The organism is Eubacterium ramulus ATCC 29099 (genome assembly GCF_000469345.1).
In the GTDB taxonomy this organism is placed as follows: Bacteria; Bacillota; Clostridia; order Lachnospirales; family Lachnospiraceae; genus Eubacterium_I; species Eubacterium_I ramulus.
Window position 1 is genome coordinate 91,878 of record NZ_KI271128.1, and the last position, 19,402, is coordinate 111,279.

Genomic DNA, 19,402 nt, shown 5'->3' on the forward strand with positions numbered 1-19,402 from the left:
AATATAAATTAATATAAATTTCAAGGTTACAGTTCATTCCTCATGTACATTCAAGCATGCCTGCATAATAAGGAATGATGCGCGTGAACCATAATAATCGTATATTCAGAGGTGATTTTTTGAAATTATCAGATAAACAGAAAAAAATGCTGCAGGGTGCTGTCGCTCCGACCATTGTTGCCACCCTGATATTTTTTATTACATATTTCTTTTTCGGCATGGAAAACACCATGATCGGACCATTTGCCACGCTGTCTTTCCTGCGCTGCAGGAATATGTGCAACCACTACGAATGTCTGATCCGGAATTTTTCCGTGTATATGATCATGGCTGTACTTTCCTTTCTGGCTGTACTGAATCTGCCACTGTGCATCATTGTCAATGCCATTGCACTGTTCTGGATCGCCTGTCTGCTCATTGATGAATACAATCCAAACAATTATTTTCCGGCAGGAATGGCACTGATTTTTTTCCAGATTGCACCGGTGCATACAGTATCTGACCTTGGAAACCGTCTGTTGGCTCTTCTGGCAAGTTTTGGCATCGTATTTTTATTTGCCTGGTTTCTTTCTTTGAATACAACCGTACAAAACCGGTTAAAGGCACTGATTTCTGATGGATTTGATGTATGTAAGGAACTCCTGACACAGACCGGATGCATAACTGCAGATTCCCATTCTGCTCAAAACGAAACATCCGAACAGGTTCCGGAACTTCACAAAAAGCTCTGCACGATCAATCAGCACATCAGCCGCGAAATTTATTCTGCCAACCGTGCTACCCTGCGTTTAAAAGGGAAAACCAACTGGTACTGCCGCTTTGTCCTTGTATTCCAGATTATAAACTATCTGACGGATCACGCACAGGAGGATAACAACCAACAGACGGCACGGGGTATTTATGAAAAATTTTATGCGCAGTTCCAGGAAATTGAACCTGCCACCGATTACCGGCGGCTGAATTTCCGCATCCGCAAACCTGATATCCGTAATCTGCGGTTTCGATTTGCACTGCGTCAGGTCATTGTACTGACTCCCTGTCTGGTACTTGCCTACCTGTGGCAGACAAACAATATCTACTGGCTGGTCATCTCCGTATTTTTTATGATGATACCATTTACGGAATATACCATGCAACGGGTACGACAACGAGTATTTGGAACGATGGCAGGCATTGTCCTTAGCTTCATCCTTTTTACAATCTTCCCGGATTTCACTTCCAGAGTTGTAATTATGACAGCAGCGAACTTTTTAATCTATGCGGCGGACGGATATGGTCCCACAGTTGCTTTCATTACATGTTCTGCCCTCGCACTGCAGTCCATCGACAGCAATATACCTGTCGTATTGACACAACGGCTGATCTACACATTACTTGGCGGCGGGATTGCTCTGCTCTCCAACCGGTATATTTTCCCGGTTCGGCTCCAGAAACAGATGCAATATCTCTTTGAACTGCTCCGCACTCTGCGGGAACAACTGGCAGAAATCGGTATCCACACCACACCCGGGGATAATTCCAGACGTCACCAGATCGATCAGCTGATCATAAAATCCTATTTGCTCTCTACACGCGCGGAAGATTTGCAGGCGTCTCTGCCGGAAATGCAGAAATATTCCGACTTTGAGGATGCAAGGAAACAGCATATGGAATTTCTGGCTTCCTATCTGGCACAATATATGGCATAGTTTCTGATAGATCCGAGCAAAGCGGACATTCGCAATCCGCTTTCGCTACTTGCTCATGAACGCAGAATAAGCATTCCCCACCGCTTAGTGCTCTACACACTTGAAGCGGGGGAATGCTTATTCTGCGTTCAAAAAGAGAAAACCGGAGTATTTTTCTCAGCCAGCAATCGCTGATTGAAAAAAATACTCCGGTTTTTATGATACCTGCCTGAAAATTCTCCAGCTCCCCTCAGGTTTTATAATTCGTGCTGGTATAAGGTCCGCTCATCCCGGATGACGACTGTTCCTGCACCGTCAATACTAAAGAACTCGATCGGAAGTACATGTTCAATCCTTCCATCCAGGATATGTGCTCTGTTTACTCCCTGATGTACCGCATCCATGCAATGATTCAGATAATCCATGAAATCTTCTGGAAAATGACGTGTTTTCTTCAATTCTTCCACTTCCTCAGATGTAATGCGCGGATATACATCACTACGAGTCTCATCTGTATAAATCCCCGGATAACGGGACAGATAGATCAGCTTGTCTGCCTGCATCTTTACCGCAATTTCCAATGCCGTATCTTTTGGATCAATATATTCCATCTCATTGTCGATATCATTCGGCACGATGACCGGTATATAATCATTTGAAATGGTCATATGAAGAGTCTCCACATCTACACCACAGATTCCCAATGCCTTGGTACCACAAAGTTCCAGCATCTTTGCGATTCGCTTGTTCTCACGAAATTTATCCACGCCCATCGGCGTCCGGTGTACCACGATCGGAATGACACCAATACTCTTCAGCAGAACAATGTCCTTCATCAGTTTCTTTTCTTCCACACCGGAAAGCCACTCTCCGCAATCATATTCTACGACAATGATCTTGTTTACAAAATCTCTGATATACGGCAGTGCATCACAAAGTACTGCCGCTTTATGTTCAATGTTTTCCAAATAACGATCCATAATTATACCTCGTCTGCTTTAAACAAAAAGCCTGCAAGAAAACTCTTACAGGCTTCTAATAGCGAGAGGGGGATTCGAACCCTCGACACTGCGGGTATGAACCGCATGCTCTAGCCAACTGAGCTATCTCGCCATATTAAATGGGACCTACAGGGCTCGAACCTGTGACCCTCTGCTTGTAAGGCAGATGCTCTCCCAGCTGAGCTAAGATCCCATTTTGTTGACCGGTGAACCTTTATCTGTTCGCCCTGTCGACTTCGTTAGTATACACCCATAACAAGCCGAAAGTCAACAAGTTTTTTTACTTTTTTCAAAGTTAGACATTTTATTTGTAATTTATGTTTTTTTCACGCAATTTACACATTTCATCCTGATGATCTGCTACGCAAGTTTCAGCAGCCAAAAAGTCGTGCGGTTCTCGGAACTGTCCTCGATATTTTCTGCAATCATCTCCAGATCCCACAGTTTCCCTGCACGTGCGCTGCAAATGGCAGCCGTTGTTTCCGGCAATATTCCTTTTGCCAGCCACTCTGCTCCAATAGCAGTATCTTCAATCTCAAGTTCTTTCAAATCAGGAAACTTTTCCTTACGGGTATTGATCGTCTGACGCAGAGCCTGCGGATGAGAAGCCACTTCCTGCAAAGCTGCCGCATCCACTCCCGGCTTTTTAAACAGACAATGATGGATCGGCAGCACATACACAGCAAGTTTTTCATAAGAAATATTTTCAAAAGTATGTACAAACTCTCCCACCGGACCGGCTGTAGAATTCTCCACACCCAGTACACCATATTGAACCTCACCCTTCTGCATTGCTTCCAGAATATTTTTTGCACATACCAGAGGCACAAGTTCTGTCTCTGTCATGCCTGCCTGTGCCAACAGTTCATTTGCTGCTACTTCTGAAAAGCTTCCCGGAATTCCCATATAACCAATCTTATCCATTTTTACAATCCTCATTTCCATTTTCTCTCATAACTTATAAAAGTTTCTGTTTTGCAGAACATTCTCCATTATTATTACATAAACTACACTTTTATAAGCCCATATGTATTTATTATAGCGTTTTCTGTAAAAAAATCCAGATAATTCTCATCTTTCCGATTGTTATTAACCTGGAATTGAGGTAAAATACAGGAAAGTGTGCTTTTACACATTAAAAAGCTAAACTGGCAAATTTTCCCGCATTTTGGAGGAATGAATTATGGAATTTAACAGACAGATCAGCAACGTGGAACCATCAAAATCCGTTACTTTGCTGACAAAAACAAAAGAATTACAGAAAATTGATCCTGAAATATTAAATCTGACCGGCGGTGAACCGGATTTTCCAACACCGAAAGCCATCTGTGATACTGTTGTGGCGGAACTTGCTGCCGGACATACACACTACTCCGACAGTCGCGGAGATGCACAGCTGCGTGCCCGCATTGCCCGTAAATTACAGGAGGAAAATCATGCTCCTTTTCAGCCGGAGAATATTTTGATCACACCGGGGGCAAAATATGCTGTGTACCTGACCATCCGTGCACTGATCAATCCAGGAGATGAAGCGATCTGGCTCACACCCGGCTGGGTTTCTTACCCGTCCATCGTAGAAGCCAGTGGTGGTATTCCTGTGGCGGTCCATTTAAAATATGAAGAAAACTACCGCATTACAGCAGAAGCGCTGGAGGCTGCCGTATCGGATAAAACCAAACTTCTGATCATCAATTATCCGAACAACCCCACCGGACAGATTCTGACAGAAGCAGATATTCAGGCATTGACCGTCTTTTTGCGCAAGCATCCGAACATTTATGTTTTATCCGATGAAATTTATGAGAAAATCGTATATGATCAGAAGCAGATTATCAGCCTTGCTTCTATTCCGGAATTTTTCGATCGAGTTGTCATCGTCAATGGTTTTTCCAAATGCAGTGCCATGACCGGATGGCGTCTGGGCTATCTTGCCTGCAATACTGCGATGTATCAGGTTGTCCTGAAGCTGTTCCAGCATTCCATCAGCTGCACCAGCGGCTTTTTGCAGAGAGGTGCACTGACTGCCATGGACTGTGTGGAAAAAACAGAACAGATGCGTCAGGCATACGAAAAGCGCAAGAATCTCCTGGTCAAAGGAATCCACGAGATCCCAGGAGTGGAACTTCTGACTCCTGCCGGAGCTTTTTATGCCTGGGTAAAATTTGATACCGATATGGACAGTGAAACACTCTGCAATGATCTCCTTGATAAAGCAAAAATTGCCGGTGTTCCGGGAATTGCCTACGGAGAAGAAGACTGTGTCTGCATCCGCTTCTCCTTTGCAGCATCGGAAGATGTGTTAAGAACCATGTTAGAACGGTTAAAAACTTATCAGACCACTCACAATGACTTATAATTTACAAAAAAAGAACCTCGTTTCATACATAAGGAAAAACCAAAGATTGTACATTAACATCGTTTCCACGGTTTTTCCTTTTATCAATTGTATGAATGAAGGTTCTTTTTATGTATGGTTATTTTTTCACTTATCAGGACGCTCTGCCTGAAAATTCCGGTTTTCCACTTTTTGGCGGTGTTCATTTTATATGGATTGCAGGCATTGCCATGAGTATTTTCCTCCTGTGCAAAGTATACCTGCGTCTTGCCAAAAACAAACGCCTGCAAATGCTAAACGCTTTTGTGCTTCTGGCCTTGTGCTGCACATTTACGCAGGATGCTATTTTGGCTGTCACCGGACATATGAATGCAAGAATGCTCCCGTTCCATCTCTGTGATCTGGCCACATTTTTTTACCTGTTTTTGCAAATGCGCATTCTGCGCACCGGTCACTGTGACTCACTGGCAGAAATTGCACTGTGCCTTTTTATGCCTGGCGCCGTTCTAGGAATTTTATTTCCGGTGTGGAGTGTATATCCGGCTTTTCATTATATGACAATCCACGGTTTTATATATCACGCTCTGATCATCCTTTATCCATGGCTGCTTTTTGTCAGCGGAAACGTTCGTCCCAGAACCAAACACATCTGGCAGCCGGTACTATTCCTTTGTTGCATTGTGCCACCCGTTTATCTCTTTAATAAAAAATTTGACAGTAACTACATGTTTATCAACTATCCACCAGCCAATACGCCACTGAAAGTTCTTGCCGATCAAATTGGAAATCCCGGCTATTTGCTTGGATATGCCATTTTTATCTTTTTGATGATACTGATTTTATATCAGATTTTCAACAGATTTCAATGATCCTATACCCGTAATAGCCCAAATCATCTTGGTACCCACTGTATTCTTTATCGGCGCATCAATGTTAAGATGCCACCGAAAAATCCATATACAAGTGTAATCCAGCCACAAACCAACATTAAAAATACCAGATGCGTCATTCCCGGAATCGTAACAAACAGATTCAAGATCATCACTGCTGCCAGTGAAATTGCCGCTACAACTACCGTACGCAAAAACAGATATAAATATTTACCTGAATTTACTGTATGTCTTCCTGCTTTATTTGAATATGCATAAATCTTTTCCATCATGTCATGCCCTCTTTCTTAACATCAAAAACTCTTTTCTTTTGATATTGAAATCCTAGCATGTCATCGTAAAAAACAAAGCATATTACCGTAAATTATAAGTAAAACTTTTATTTCGTTTTTATGCCAATTTGCATTTTTCAATAATTACAGATAGTATACCATAAAGAAAAGCGCCCTACAAAGGACGCTTTTCTTTCGCTCACAAGTATTTATTCATTTAAGGAATGGTGCTTTATTCGTGGCAGTGTGCACAGTCTACAGACTGGAATTTTTCATGATCGTATGCAATGCCGTTTTTATCATAGTAATCTTTTACTGCTGCTTTTACTGCTTCCTCAGCAAGTACGGAACAGTGGATTTTTGCTGGCGGAAGTCCGTCAAGTGCCTCTACTACTGCACGGTTGGACAGTTCCAGCGCTTCGTCGATTTTTTTACCTTTGATCATCTCAGTAGCCATAGAACTTGTTGCAATGGCAGAGCCACATCCAAATGTATTGAATTTTACATCTGAAATTGTCTGATCTTCCTGATTGACTTTGATATACATTCTCATGATATCACCACATTTTGCATTTCCTACTTCGCCGACTCCGTCAGCATCTTCCATTTTACCTACGTTTCTCGGATTCTGAAAATGATCCATTACTTTTTCACTATATAACATGTTTTTTCTCTCCTTTTTCCAATTCATCCCAAACCGGTGACATATTTCTTAAATAAGTTACGATCTTTGGTAATTCTTCTAATACATAATCCACTTCTTCCTGTGTATTATACTCAGACAGGGATAAACGAAGGGAACCGTGTGCTACTTCGTGCGGCAGTCCGATTGCAAGAAGTACATGAGACGGATCTAAGGAACCGGATGTACATGCAGAACCGGAAGATGCTGCAATACCTTTCATATCAAGCATCAGTAACAGGGATTCGCCCTCAATGCCTTCGAAACAGAAGTTTACGTTACCCGGGAGACGTTTTGTACGGTCTCCGTTTAATTTGGAGTGCGGAATCGTCAGCAATCCATCGATCAGACGGTCACGTAAAGCTGTCATTTTTGCTGCGTTCTCTTCCTGATGAGCCAGAACATTTTTCAATGCTGCAGCCATACCTACAATTGCAGGAATATTTTCTGTACCGGCACGTTTGCCACGCTCCTGTGCACCACCCTCAATGATGTTAGAAAGCAGGATCCCTTTTCTTGCATACAGGAAGCCCACTCCTTTTGGTCCATGGAATTTATGTGCGGATGCAGACATCATATCGATATTCTGCTCTTTCACATTAATTGAAAGATGTCCAACTGCCTGTACAGCATCTGTGTGGAAATAGACCCCTTTTTCTTTACAGACTGCACCGATTTCAGCAATTGGCTGGATGCTTCCAATCTCATTATTTGCATACATGATTGTTACAAGACAGGTATCCGGGCGAATGGCTGCCGCAACTTCTTCCGGCTGAACGATACCATTTTCATGGACATCCAGATATGTTACTTCGTAACCTTCTTTTTCCAGTTTCTGCAATGTATGAAGTACGGCATGATGCTCAAACGTTGTGGAAATAATATGTTTTTTATTTCTGCGTGCACCCCATTTTGCTGCAGACACGATAGCCTGATTGTCTGCCTCACTTCCACCGGAAGTAAAATATATTTCATTCGGCTGTGCCCCGATACAGGCTGCGATCTCCTCTCTTGCTTTCTCCAGTACCTCCTTGGATTTCTGACCCGGAGTATGAAGACTTGATGCATTTGCATATACAGTTTCCAGGCATGGAATCATAGCGTCCAATGCAACCTGGCTCATTTTTGTCGTTGCCGCATTATCAAAATATACGTTCATAGTCCCTCACACTTTCTAGTTTAGTATTTGTATCTCAACTATTGTTTTCTCAATTCGCGGATATCTTATCATAGTATTCCCCTAATGTCAATAGGAATTAAGGTGTTTCATTTAAAGAACAAAAACAAAAATAACTCCAACAATCCTATGTCGGAGTTATTTTTGTTTTAATTCATGCTCCTGTTACGGCACCACAATGATATTGTTATGTCCTTTTAATACTGCATCCGGGATTTGTTCTGTCAGAATCTGGGCAGACTCAAATGTTGCGAACCGGACCGGATTGACCTGATGAAACTTCGTGCTGTCACACAACACATAAGATTTCAGACTGTGCACCATGGCACATTCCTTGATTTTGGCTTCATTGATCTCTGGGGTGGTAAAACCAATCGTCGGAGATGCACCGTTGGTTCCCATAAAACTTTTTGTAAAATTAAACTTCTGAAGGCTTAAACAGGCTTCATTTCCAACAATCGCTTCCGTTGCCGCCTTCAGTTCACCACCAAGGATAATGACATGGAATCCCCTTTCTGCAAGCTCCAGCGCGTGTGAAACCGCATTTGTTACAAAAGTTGCCGTTTTTTCTGTAATATATGGTATCATGCAGGCAGTCGTCGTTCCGGCATCCACATATACAAAATCATGGGGTTCGATCAGGGAAGCAGCATATCTGCCAATCTTCTGCTTCTCTTCCTGATACATTCCCTTACGCTGAGAAACCTGCTCATCTTTGGTCGCAAGATTTGATTCTGTCAGCATGGCTCCGCCAAATACTTTCACCAGCGCACCTTTTTCATCCAGTGTGTTCAAATCACGCCGGATCGTAGATTCCGAAGCATCGAAGTATTCTTTCAGCTCCTGAACAGTCACGCTGCCTTTCAAAGTAAGCAGGCGCAGAATTTCCTCCTGCCTCTTTTCTGTCAACATCTAGTATCATTCCTCTTTTCTATTACTTTTCTAATGCAAGAACGCCCTCGGAATTCTTGCTGCGAGATACACATGCTATGCGTTACTGTTCACGCGTGCTATTCGCAAAACGTCCTTTCAGGACCTCCGTAGCTACCCTACAGCCATTTTTTCAGAATTTCTTCCTTATTTGCACTACTGTCAGTTTCGCAGATCAGACGACGGATCGTCAGCAGACGACCCGGAGATACTGACAATTCATCAATACCCATTGCCAGGAATAACTCTGTCAGATCGCTGTCTGCACCAAGTTCTCCGCAGATACCACACCAGATTCCTGCTTTATGTGCATTCTGTACGGTCTGATAGATCATTCGGAGTACTGCGATATGATGTGCATCGAAAAATGCATCCAAAGACTGGTTCTGACGGTCAATCGCCAATGTATACTGCGTCAGATCATTGGTTCCGATACTGAAGAAATCTACTTCCTTTGCCAGCAGATCACTGATAGTTGCTGCTGCCGGTGTCTCGATCATAATACCCTGCTCCGGTGTACCATACGGAACGCCGTCTGCATCCAGTTCTGCTTTTACCTCTTCCACAATCTCTTTGATCTGTGCAATTTCAGATAAAGAAGTGATCATCGGATACATGATTGCAATGTTTCCATAAGCGCTTGCACGGAACAGTGCACGCAGCTGTGTTTTGAAGATTTCCGGTCTGGTCAGACAGATGCGGATGGCACGGACACCCATCGCCGGATTCTCTTCTTTTGCCAGTTCAAAATAATCTGCCTGTTTGTCCGCACCGATATCCAGGGTACGGATGATGACACGTTTGCCTGCCATAGTCTCAGCAACTTTTTTGTATACTTCAAACTGTTCTTCTTCCGTCGGATATGTCTCGGACTCCAAATATAAGAACTCGCTGCGGAACAGTCCGATACCCTCAGCACCATTCTGAAGAACCAACGCCAGATCTTTGACATTGCCGATATTTGCATAAGTCAGTACTCTTTTGCCGTCCAGTGTAATACTCTCTTTATTTTTAAAAGTCTGAAGAAGCTCTTTCTTCTCCTCCTCCTCTTTTTTCAGAGTTTTCATTTTTTCCATGGTCTCAGCATCCGGATCCACATAGATGGTGCCATGGTTGCCGTCTACAACAGCCAGTTTCCCATCCAGGTCCTGTGTAAGCTCCATCTCTGTACTTACCAGGGCCGGAATTCCCATGGTGCGGGCAAGAATTGCTGTATGGGAGTTGACAGAACCATGTACAGTTACGAAAGAAAGTACTTTGTCCTTCTCCAGCTGAACTGTCTCACTCGGAGCCAAATCATCCGCCAGAATGATCACCGGCTCATCTGTCACAACTTTACTTTTGTTCTCACCATTTAAGTTTGCAATAACACGTTCAGAGATATCACGGATATCTGCCGCACGCTCCTTCATATAGTCATCATCCATCTCGGCAAACATAGAAGAAAAATGATCGCTTGTCACAGCTGTCGCATACTCTGCATTCACCTGCTGCGTACGGATGATATTTTCTACCGAATCCTGATAATCCTCATCCTCCAAAAGCATCTGATGCATTTCAAAAATAGCGGCATTTGCTTCACCTACTTCTTTTACAGCTTTGTCGTATAACTCCCCAAGTTGTGCCTGAGCCGCTTCTCTGGCAACCTGAAACCGTTTTACTTCTGCTTCCACGTCCTCAATCTTCTGACGTGTAACCTGCTGCTCTCCTTTTTGGTATACACATAAATGTCCGATTGCAATACCGCCAAACACACTTTTTCCCTGATATACGTTCATACCACATTGTTCCTTTCCTTATTTATATCATTCACCGTAATTTTCTATCAAACAAAAAGCTGTGTACGCCAGATGTTTTCCACCGTACACAGCCTCTCTGGCTCAAAATACCAACCATTTTATAAATGATCATAACTTATTCAGAGCATTCTTTTCCAAAACCTTTTTTCAGTTGTTATCTTACAGATTTGTTTTGAAGAAATTTTCCAGTTTCTCAGCTACTGCGTCTTCGTCTTCGCCTTCTACTGTTACAGTAACTTCCTGTCCACATTTAATACCAAGGCTCATAACAGCCATTAATTTCTTCGCCTCAACCGTTTTACCTTCTTTTGTAAGTTTGACAACGGAAGTAACTCCTTTAAGCTCTTTTACCAGTTCAGAAGCCGGACGAGCATGGATTCCCTGTGCATCTGTGATTACGTACTTAAATTCTTTCATGGTTAGTTCTCCTTTTTCCTCAATTATTCATTTACTTTTTTCTTCAGAAGACCGAGTAAAACAGCGGAAATTACGGTTCCGACTGCAAGTGCTACCAGATACATGCCTGCATTACCCATAACCGGTACAACAAAGATTCCACCATGCGGTGCCATCAGTGTACATCCGAATGCCATAGATAACGCACCTGCTACCGCTGAACCAGCCACACAGGATGGCAGGACGCGGATCGGGTCTGCTGCTGCATATGGAATTGCACCTTCTGTGATAAATGCAAGTCCCATAATAAAGTTGACCGGTCCAGATTTGCGTTCCTCTTTTGCAAATTTGTTCTTAAAGAGCAAAGTAGCAAGAGCGATTGCACACGGTGGTACCATACCACCGATCATAACTGCTGCCATAATATCATAGTTTCCGGCAACGATTGCTGCGGTACCAAATACATATGCTGCCTTATTGAATGGGCCACCCATATCGATTGCCATCATTCCGGCACATATGATTCCCAGTAATATTTTACTAGAAGCCCCCATATTGGTCAAGGCTGTATTTAAAGCTGTATTCAAAGCTCCTACCGGAGGTTCGATGACAAACATCATGATCAGTCCCATCAGCAGGATACCACATACGGGGTATAACAATACCGGTGTGATCTTTTCCAACGCATCCGGCAATCTGGAAAATACTTTTTTCAGTAATAAAATGATCAATCCTGCCAGGAAACCGGCTGCCAGCGCACCAAGGAAACCGGATTTTCCGTTTGCTGCAATCATACCACCGACAAAACCAACTGCAAGTGCAGGTCTGTCACCGATACTCATAGCGATAAATCCGGCCAGCACCGGAAGCATCAGTCCAAAAGCAATTCCACCAATCTGTTTAAATGCTGCTGCTACTGGTGTGATCGTACCAAAGTTTGCTCTCATATCTGCGGAGAGTGAATTGATATCTACGTTCATTCCATCGATCAGGAATGCAATCGCGATCAGAATACCACCGCCGACAACAAACGGAAGCATATGGGATACACCGTTCATCAGATGTACATACAATTTGTGACCAATTCCGCCGGAAGTTTTCTTGGAAGCAGTACTCTGGCTGCCTGCATTACTGCTGTGATAGATTGGTGCATCTCCGCTGATCGCACGTTCTACCAGCTGATCTGCTTTACTGATTCCGTCAGAAACCGGAACCTCGATCAGTTTCTTTCCATCAAACCGATCCATCGGAACCTTTGCATCTGCTGCTACGATAACGCAATCTGCATTTGCAATCTCCTCATCTGTCAGCACATTTTTTGCACCGCCGGATCCTCTTGTTTCTACTTTAATAGAACAATTATGAGATTTTGCTGCTTTTTCCAGACCTTCCGCTGCCATATAAGTATGTGCAATACCGGTCGGACAGGAAGTAACTGCAATAATTCTGCACACAGAACCTTCTGTCTCCGTCTGAGCTGCCAGCTGATCGTTCAGATCCGGTTTTTCCTCATCTGCCGCATCTACAATCTCTAAAAATTCATCTACGGAAGATGCGTTTTTCAGCTTCTCCACAAAGTTCTCATCCATTAATAACATGGAAAGTTTACTGAGCACATCCAGATGAATGTTGTCCTCGGTATTTGGTGCTGCGATCAGAAACAGCAGATTGACCGGCTCATCATCCAGAGAATCAAAATCAACACCATCTTTGATGACCATAGCTGCAAGTCCCGGTTTTGTAACTGCATCACATTTTCCATGTGGAATTGCAATTCCCTCTCCAATACCAGTGGTACTCTCTTCCTCTCTCAGATAAACCTGTTTGCGATACGCTTCCTCGTCATTGATCTTGCCGCTTTTTACCATCAGGGCAACCGCCTGGTCGAGCGCATCAGATTTTGATGCACAAACGGCATCCAGCGAAATACTTCTTTTGTCCAGTAAGTCTGTAATTCTCATACTCTCATTACCTCCTCTTTCCTTTGTCCGTTTTGTTTTATCTTCTTATCAACTGTTTCTTATGCCTCGATGGATGCATAAACCTGTCTGATTTCTGCTTCTGTCGCAAGCAGTTCTGAAAATGCACTTGCACTTCCTGCGGAAATTCCCATGCGGAAGGCATGTTCATAATCCTGTTTTTCAATCCATCCGGCTACAAATCCTGCCACCATGGAATCACCTGCGCCGACTGCATTCACCAATGTTCCCTTCGGTGCCGGAAGCTGATGGAATCCGCCGTTCTCATCCAGAAGAACTGCGCCCTGTCCTGCCATAGATACAAGTACATTTCTGGCTCCCATCTCCTGCAGTTTCTTTGCGTATGGCTGAACCTCATCTCTTGTCTTTAACTCTACACCAAAAATCTCGCCAAGCTCATGATTATTCGGCTTGATCAAAAACGGATGATACTCCAGTACATTCATCAGAAGTTCTCCGGTAGCATCAACCACGAACTGTACACCTTTGGATGCCAGACGTGCCATAATGTCACGATAGATCATCTTCGGCATACTTCCCGGAATGCTTCCTGCCAGTACCAGATAATCTTCTGACGTCAGTGTATCCAGTTTCTGCATCAGAGATTCTACATTCTCCGGACTGATATCCGGTCCCATACCATTGATCTCTGTTCCGTCAAAATCCTTCAATTTGACATTGATCCTTGAGCACCCCTCCGGTAAAGATATAAAATCATGTGTAAAGCCGATCTCTGCCATTCTGCGCTCAATCTCCTTACCTGTAAAACCTGCTGAAAAACCAAGTGCTTTTGTTTCGATTCCCAGATTATAAAGTACTGTAGACACGTTGATTCCCTTGCCGCCCGGGAGCATCTGCTCTGCACATGTCCGGTTTGTCATACCCATCTGAAAATCATTTACTGATACGATATAATCCAGTGACGGATTAAAAGTTACTGTGTAAACCATCTTGCACCTCCATGTCTTTTATGCCTGTATTATACCGTCATAATCAGTCATAATCAATCATTTTAATTCACAAAAAAACTTTTTATTTTTATGCAATATTCACAATCATTCATTTTCATTCACTTTTTTACATAAAAAGATCAAATAGTGTAAATTCGTTCAATCTCATTCATTTTTATTACAATGCTCTGCGATTGTTTCTATCTGTAATGGTTTTATACATGGATAAAATCTTCATGGCATAAAAAAGGGAAATCAATTATTTTTCTCAACGGCCGATTGTAAGCCGCGGAAACAAAATAATGATTTCCCTTCTCAGTCATATCAATTTTTCAGAAAAATAAGCAAACTTTAGTCGCGGAAGAATGCTACACCGGACTCGAAGATCTTCAGATCCTGCTCGCCGTAAATATTGATAGCCACGCCATCACCACGACGTTCAGAATGAGCCATCTTACCGAGAACCCTTCCATCCGGACTTGTAATACCCTCGATAGCCATGTAAGAACCATTGACATTCCACTCTTCATCCATCGTCGGATTGCCTGCCTCGTTGACGTAGCAGGTTGCCACCTGACCGTTTGCAAAGAGTTTCTGCAGCCACTCCTCGTTTGCTACAAAACGACCTTCACCATGAGACGCCGGGTTCGTGTAAATCTTGCCCACCTCTGCCTGTGCCAGCCATGGCGATTTATTGGACATCACTTTTGTATAAACCATCTTGGAAATATGACGTCCGATGGTGTTATATGTCAGTGTCGGAGAATCTGCTTTCTGCTCACAGATTTCACCGTAAGGAACCAGACCAAGTTTGATCAATGCCTGGAAACCGTTACAGATACCGAGGCAGAGTCCGTCACGCTCATTTAAGAGTTTTTCAACAGATTCTTTGATTTTTGCATTACGGAATGCAGTTGCAAAGAATTTTGCACTTCCCTCCGGCTCATCACCGGCAGAGAATCCACCCGGAAACATAATGATCTGTGCCTGGTCGATTGCTTTTGCAAATACATCGACAGAATCACGGATATCCTGTGCATTCAGGTTTTTAAATACTTTCGTCACAACATTTGCGCCTGCACGCTCAAATGCTTTTGCAGAATCATACTCACAGTTTGTACCCGGGAATACCGGAATAAATACCGTCGGTTTTGCAATTTTATTTTTGCATACATAGATTTCTTTGGTAGTATAAAGTTTTGCATCCAGCTCTTTTTTATCTGTGGTTGCTCTGGTCGGATATACTTTTTCCAATGTGTTTGTCCATGCGGATAATGCATCATCCATTGCAATCTCCACATCACCATAACGGAATACCGGCTCTTCTAAAACAGAACCAACGATGGACACGTTTGCACGGAGTCCTACAGCCTCTAATGCTGCTTTTACAGCATCCGCATCTTCCGGTGCAACCTCTGCTACCAGATTACCAAATCCCGGTGCAAATGCTTCTTCCGGCTTCAGGCAGCCACGGATGGATACGCCCAGTTTGTTACCAAATGCCATCTTGCTGACTGCAGCTACCAGACCTTTTGCATCCAGTGCATATACCGCTTTCAGTTTCTGATCCTGGATCAGGCTGTATACTGCATCATACAGTTTCATGACCTGAGCATAATCCGGCAGATCATAAGCATCATGATCAATGGTAAAATACATCAGTTTATCGCCTGCTGTCTTTAACTCCGGAGTCACGATATCCTGTTCTTTTGCAACGTCTACAGCAAAGGAAACCAGTGTCGGCGGTACATCAATCTCATTGAAAGTTCCGGACATGGAATCTTTTCCGCCAATGGACGGCAGACCAAAGCTCATCTGTGCCTGATATGCGCCAAGTAATGCTGCAAACGGCTGACTCCAGCGTTTCGGATCCTCGTTCATTCTGCGGAAGTACTCCTGGAATGTGAAGCGGATCTTCTTGTAATCACCTCCGGCTGCCACGATCTTGGAAATAGACTCCAGAACCGCATAAACAGAACCGTGGTATGGACTCCAGCTGGACAGATACGGATCAAATCCATAACTCATCATCGTAACGGCATCGCATTTTCCAGTCATAACCGGAATTTTTGCAACCATACTCTGTGTTTCGGTCAACTGATATTTTCCACCATATGGCATATATACACTTCCGGCACCGATGGAACCGTCAAACATTTCCACCAGACCTTTCTGGGAGCATACGTTTAAGTCTTTTAATGTATCTACCCATGCAGCCTTTACATCGTTATGTTCCAGATCTTTTGCAACGCTGTCAAGCGCGATTTTATGCAGATAATTATCCTCTCTGCTCGGAATTTCCACCTGAACACCTGTCTCCTGGTGTGCACCGTTTGTGTTCAGAAATGCACGGGAGATATTTACGATTTCTTTACCTCTCCAGATCAGAACCAGACGCGGATCTTCCGTAACAACTGCTACCGGAACTGCTTCTAAGTTTTCCTCTGCTGCATAAGCAAGGAACTGATCCACATTTTCCGGTGCGATGACAACGGCCATACGCTCCTGTGACTCAGAAATAGAAATTTCCGTACCATCCAGACCGGCATATTTTTTCGGAACTTTATCTAACTCCACACGCAGGCCATCTGCCAGCTCACCAATGGCAACGGATACACCGCCGGCACCAAAATCGTTACATTTTTTAATAATATGACTGACTTCCTCTCTGCGGAACAATCTCTGTACTTTACGCTCTGTCGGCGGGTTACCTTTCTGAACCTCAGCACCACAGGTATCGATGGAAGATGTGTTATGTGCTTTGGAAGAACCGGTTGCTCCACCACAGCCGTCACGGCCGGTACGACCACCAAGCAGGATGATAATATCACCCGGATCAGAAGTCAGACGCTGTACGGCACGTCTCGGAGCTGCACCCAGAACCGCACCGATCTCCATACGTTTTGCCACATAGTTCGGATGATATACTTCCTTGACAAAACCGGTTGCCAGACCAATCTGGTTACCGTAGGAACTGTAACCCGCTGCTGCGGAACGGACAATCTTCTTCTGCGGAAGTTTTCCTTCCAGAGTGTCTTTTACGGAAACGGTCGGATCAGCCGCACCTGTGATACGCATTGCCTGGTAAACATAAGTACGTCCGGATAACGGATCACGGATGGCTCCACCCAGGCAGGTTGCGGCACCACCAAACGGCTCGATTTCAGTCGGATGGTTGTGTGTCTCATTTTTGAAGTTTACCAGCCACTCTTCCGTCTTGCCATCCACCTCCAGCGGAACAACAATACTGCAGGCATTAATCTCATCAGATTCTTCCTGATCTGCCAGTTTTCCTTCTTTTTTCAGTTTCTTCATAGCCATCAGTGCAAGATCCATCAGGCATACAAATTTATCGTCACGATCTTTATAAAGTTCTGCGTAAGTCTCCTTATAATTATCATAGGAAGCTTTGATCGGCTCCAGATAATCACCATCTTCAAATACAACATCCTTTAACTCTGTGGAGAAAGTAGTATGACGGCAATGATCAGACCAGTATGTATCAAGTACACGGATTTCTGTCATTGTCGGGTCACGGTGCTCATCTTTCACAAAATAATTCTGAATGTGCTGGAAATCCTTGAATGTCATAGCCAGATTTAAGGATTCATATAATGCTTTCAGTTCTGTTTCCGGCATCTCGCAGAAACCATCAAATACGATAACATCTGCCGGCTCGTCAAAGTTCTGAACCAGTGTCTCCGGTTTTTCAAAACCGGTCTCTCTGGAATCTACCGGGTTGATACAATGATGTTTGATGGCATCTAACTGCTCCTCAGTCACATCACCTTCGATCACATAAGTTGTTGCGGTACGGATGACCGGCTCCTCATTCTCGTTCAGAAGTTTTACACACTGAACAGCGGAATCTGCTCTCTGGTCAAACTGGCCCGGCAGGAACTCCACACTGAATGCTTTTGCGCCTTTCAGATCAAAAGTTTCTTCATAAATATCATCAACAGGCGGCTCGGAGAAAACACTGACCAGTGCTCTCTGATAAGTAGCCTCAGAAATGTTTTCCACATCATAACGGATCAGAACACGTACTCCTGTGACGGAAGTAATTCCAAGATAGCTCTTGATTTCTTCCTGCAGTTCTTTTGCTTTTACTGCATACGCTTCTTTTTTCTCTACATAAACTCTGCGTACATTACTCATATCGGATCCTCCATTTTAAAATTAGGTAAAGCGGACATTCTCTCCAGTCCATCTCTGCAATATTACATGGCACAGACCTGTTCCGTGCTATCATGGTACCTTTAGTATACCGTAGACATTTAAATTAGAAAAATTAATATATTTAATTCTATATATAAGTTTCACTAATTTATAATTGACATACGCTCTCACACTTTATATACTAATATAAAAAGAGATTTCTGTAAATCAAAACATACAAAGGGGATACTTCTATGGATATCAATTATGAACTTTACAAAGTATTTTTTTATGTGGCACAGTCGTTAAGCTTTTCGGAAGCCAGCAAACATCTCTACATTTCCCAGTCTGCGGTCAGCCAGTCCATCAAGACACTGGAACGCAAACTCGGACAGCCGCTTTTTATCCGCAGTACAAAAAAAGTGCAGCTCACCCCGGCCGGGCAGCTGCTGTTAAAACATGTGGAACCGGCGATGAACCTCATCCGCCGCGGTGAAAACCAGCTCTTTGACAGTCAGGGGCTCGGACTTGGTCAGCTGCACATCGGCGCCAGCGACACCATCTGCCGTTATTTTCTCGTTCCGTATTTCCGGAAATTCCATCAGCAGTATCCAAATGTGCCGATCAAGGTCACGAACGCAACCTCTTTGAACTGCGTGGATCTGCTGGAACAGGGAAAGGTGGATCTGATCATCACCAATGCACCGAATACCAGGCTAAACCAGTCTTACATCCGGAAAACTGTCTGTGAATTCCATGATGTATTTGTAGCAAATCCGGCTTATTACCCATTGAAATCCCGGGTACTGCGCCTGGCGGAGCTTTCCGGCTACCCACTGATCACCCTGGAACGTCACTGCACCACCTGCGAATTTCTGCACAATCTGTTTCTGCAGCATCAGCTGGAGCTGGTACCGGAGATTGAACTTTCCAGTAACGATCTGCTGATTGATTTTGCAAGAATCGGTCTTGGCATTGCCTGCGTACCGGACTACTGCGTCCGGGAAGGCAATGAGGATCTGGATATCATTGAAACAAAAGAAACCATGCCTGCACGACAGATCGTGGCTTCCGTGAATCCGACACTTCCGATCAACGCACCAACAGAGGCATTTCTGGACTTGTTACCATCTCTGTAAAGGGCAAATTCGTAAGCAGAAATCCAG

15 protein-coding genes and 2 tRNA genes are annotated in these 19,402 nt (G+C 43.7%); 4 read left to right on the forward strand and 13 right to left on the reverse strand.

The window, feature by feature from the left end:
• The first annotated feature begins 119 nt into the window (after positions 1–119).
• Complete coding sequence (locus tag HMPREF0373_RS08165) at positions 120–1,688, forward strand: FUSC family protein (RefSeq protein WP_044963478.1); 1,569 nt, start codon at positions 120–122, stop codon at positions 1,686–1,688.
• A gap of 236 nt (positions 1,689–1,924) precedes the next feature.
• Here HMPREF0373_RS08165 and HMPREF0373_RS08170 read toward each other — a convergent pair whose 3' ends face one another.
• The 4 genes from HMPREF0373_RS08170 to HMPREF0373_RS08185 all read right to left on the reverse strand — a co-directional run bounded on the left by HMPREF0373_RS08170 (position 1,925) and on the right by HMPREF0373_RS08185 (position 3,607).
• A complete protein-coding gene (locus HMPREF0373_RS08170) occupies positions 1,925–2,647 on the reverse strand; it encodes an amino acid kinase family protein (RefSeq protein ID WP_021739211.1) in 723 nt (240 codons plus the stop codon).
• Between the two features lie 59 nt (positions 2,648–2,706).
• A tRNA-Met gene (locus tag HMPREF0373_RS08175) sits at positions 2,707–2,780 on the reverse strand.
• An 8-nt stretch (positions 2,781–2,788) separates the two neighbouring features.
• Positions 2,789–2,861: transfer RNA gene (locus tag HMPREF0373_RS08180), tRNA-Val, on the reverse strand.
• Positions 2,862–3,028: 167 nt separating this feature from the next.
• Positions 3,029–3,607: a prephenate dehydratase gene (locus tag HMPREF0373_RS08185; protein WP_167618662.1), complete on the reverse strand. Its 579-nt coding sequence runs from the start codon at positions 3,605–3,607 to the stop codon at positions 3,029–3,031.
• Positions 3,608–3,851: 244 nt separating this feature from the next.
• Here HMPREF0373_RS08185 and HMPREF0373_RS08190 point away from each other — a divergent pair, with 244 nt between their 5' ends.
• Entirely contained in the window at positions 3,852–5,024 is a 1,173-nt protein-coding gene (locus tag HMPREF0373_RS08190) for a pyridoxal phosphate-dependent aminotransferase (protein WP_021739214.1), read from the forward strand.
• Between the two features lie 110 nt (positions 5,025–5,134).
• The gene (locus tag HMPREF0373_RS08195; RefSeq protein ID WP_044963479.1) at positions 5,135–5,872 is read left to right on the forward strand and encodes a YwaF family protein; all 738 of its coding nucleotides are present in this window, start codon (positions 5,135–5,137) and stop codon (positions 5,870–5,872) included.
• Between the two features lie 47 nt (positions 5,873–5,919).
• Here HMPREF0373_RS08195 and HMPREF0373_RS08200 read toward each other — a convergent pair whose 3' ends face one another.
• From HMPREF0373_RS08200 to HMPREF0373_RS08240, 9 genes are all read right to left on the reverse strand, one after another.
• The gene (locus tag HMPREF0373_RS08200; RefSeq protein WP_021739216.1) at positions 5,920–6,165 is read right to left on the reverse strand and encodes a hypothetical protein; all 246 of its coding nucleotides are present in this window, start codon (positions 6,163–6,165) and stop codon (positions 5,920–5,922) included.
• Between the two features lie 232 nt (positions 6,166–6,397).
• A complete protein-coding gene (gene nifU / locus HMPREF0373_RS08205; RefSeq protein ID WP_044963481.1) occupies positions 6,398–6,829 on the reverse strand; it encodes a Fe-S cluster assembly scaffold protein NifU in 432 nt (143 codons plus the stop codon).
• Entirely contained in the window at positions 6,819–8,006 is a 1,188-nt protein-coding gene (gene nifS / locus HMPREF0373_RS08210; RefSeq protein ID WP_021739218.1) for a cysteine desulfurase NifS, read from the reverse strand. Before nifS ends, nifU begins: the two co-directional genes overlap by 11 nt.
• Positions 8,007–8,189: 183 nt before the next feature.
• Positions 8,190–8,936 carry a DeoR/GlpR family DNA-binding transcription regulator gene (locus tag HMPREF0373_RS08215; protein ID WP_021739219.1) on the reverse strand — a complete coding sequence of 249 codons (747 nt, stop codon included), beginning with the start codon at positions 8,934–8,936 and terminating at the stop codon, positions 8,190–8,192.
• A gap of 137 nt (positions 8,937–9,073) precedes the next feature.
• Positions 9,074–10,732 (reverse strand): phosphoenolpyruvate--protein phosphotransferase, encoded by a 1,659-nt coding sequence (ptsP, locus tag HMPREF0373_RS08220; protein WP_021739220.1) that lies wholly within the window; start codon positions 10,730–10,732, stop codon positions 9,074–9,076.
• A 180-nt stretch (positions 10,733–10,912) separates the two neighbouring features.
• A complete protein-coding gene (locus tag HMPREF0373_RS08225; RefSeq protein ID WP_021739221.1) occupies positions 10,913–11,170 on the reverse strand; it encodes an HPr family phosphocarrier protein in 258 nt (85 codons plus the stop codon).
• Positions 11,171–11,193: 23 nt separating this feature from the next.
• On the reverse strand, positions 11,194–13,110 hold the full coding sequence (locus tag HMPREF0373_RS08230) for a PTS fructose transporter subunit IIABC (RefSeq protein WP_021739222.1): 1,917 nt from the start codon (positions 13,108–13,110) through the stop codon (positions 11,194–11,196).
• Positions 13,111–13,169: 59 nt separating this feature from the next.
• A complete protein-coding gene (gene pfkB / locus HMPREF0373_RS08235) occupies positions 13,170–14,078 on the reverse strand; it encodes a 1-phosphofructokinase (RefSeq protein ID WP_021739223.1) in 909 nt (302 codons plus the stop codon).
• A 351-nt stretch (positions 14,079–14,429) separates the two neighbouring features.
• The gene (locus tag HMPREF0373_RS08240) at positions 14,430–18,236 is read right to left on the reverse strand and encodes a phosphoribosylformylglycinamidine synthase (protein WP_021739224.1); all 3,807 of its coding nucleotides are present in this window, start codon (positions 18,234–18,236) and stop codon (positions 14,430–14,432) included.
• Between the two features lie 254 nt (positions 18,237–18,490).
• Here HMPREF0373_RS08240 and HMPREF0373_RS08245 point away from each other — a divergent pair, with 254 nt between their 5' ends.
• On the forward strand, positions 18,491–19,375 hold the full coding sequence (locus tag HMPREF0373_RS08245) for a LysR family transcriptional regulator (protein WP_021739225.1): 885 nt from the start codon (positions 18,491–18,493) through the stop codon (positions 19,373–19,375).
• Positions 19,376–19,402: the final 27 nt, after the last annotated feature.

Bases quoted from the DNA above. Each gene is read 5' to 3' on its own strand.
- HMPREF0373_RS08170 (WP_021739211.1), bottom strand. From the start codon at position 2,647: ATGGATCGTTATTTGGAAAACATTGAACATAAAGCGGCAGTACTTTGT.
- HMPREF0373_RS08185 (WP_167618662.1), bottom strand. From the start codon at position 3,607: ATGAGGATTGTAAAAATGGATAAGATTGGTTATATGGGAATTCCGGGA.
- HMPREF0373_RS08190 (WP_021739214.1), top strand. From the start codon at position 3,852: ATGGAATTTAACAGACAGATCAGCAACGTGGAACCATCAAAATCCGTT.
- HMPREF0373_RS08195 (WP_044963479.1), top strand. From the start codon at position 5,135: ATGTATGGTTATTTTTTCACTTATCAGGACGCTCTGCCTGAAAATTCC.
- HMPREF0373_RS08200 (WP_021739216.1), bottom strand. From the start codon at position 6,165: ATGATGGAAAAGATTTATGCATATTCAAATAAAGCAGGAAGACATACA.
- nifU (WP_044963481.1), bottom strand. From the start codon at position 6,829: ATGTTATATAGTGAAAAAGTAATGGATCATTTTCAGAATCCGAGAAAC.
- nifS (WP_021739218.1), bottom strand. From the start codon at position 8,006: ATGAACGTATATTTTGATAATGCGGCAACGACAAAAATGAGCCAGGTT.
- HMPREF0373_RS08215 (WP_021739219.1), bottom strand. From the start codon at position 8,936: ATGTTGACAGAAAAGAGGCAGGAGGAAATTCTGCGCCTGCTTACTTTG.
- ptsP (WP_021739220.1), bottom strand. From the start codon at position 10,732: ATGAACGTATATCAGGGAAAAAGTGTGTTTGGCGGTATTGCAATCGGA.
- HMPREF0373_RS08225 (WP_021739221.1), bottom strand. From the start codon at position 11,170: ATGAAAGAATTTAAGTACGTAATCACAGATGCACAGGGAATCCATGCT.
- HMPREF0373_RS08230 (WP_021739222.1), bottom strand. From the start codon at position 13,110: ATGAGAATTACAGACTTACTGGACAAAAGAAGTATTTCGCTGGATGCC.
- pfkB (WP_021739223.1), bottom strand. From the start codon at position 14,078: ATGGTTTACACAGTAACTTTTAATCCGTCACTGGATTATATCGTATCA.
- HMPREF0373_RS08240 (WP_021739224.1), bottom strand. From the start codon at position 18,236: ATGAGTAATGTACGCAGAGTTTATGTAGAGAAAAAAGAAGCGTATGCA.
- HMPREF0373_RS08245 (WP_021739225.1), top strand. From the start codon at position 18,491: ATGGATATCAATTATGAACTTTACAAAGTATTTTTTTATGTGGCACAG.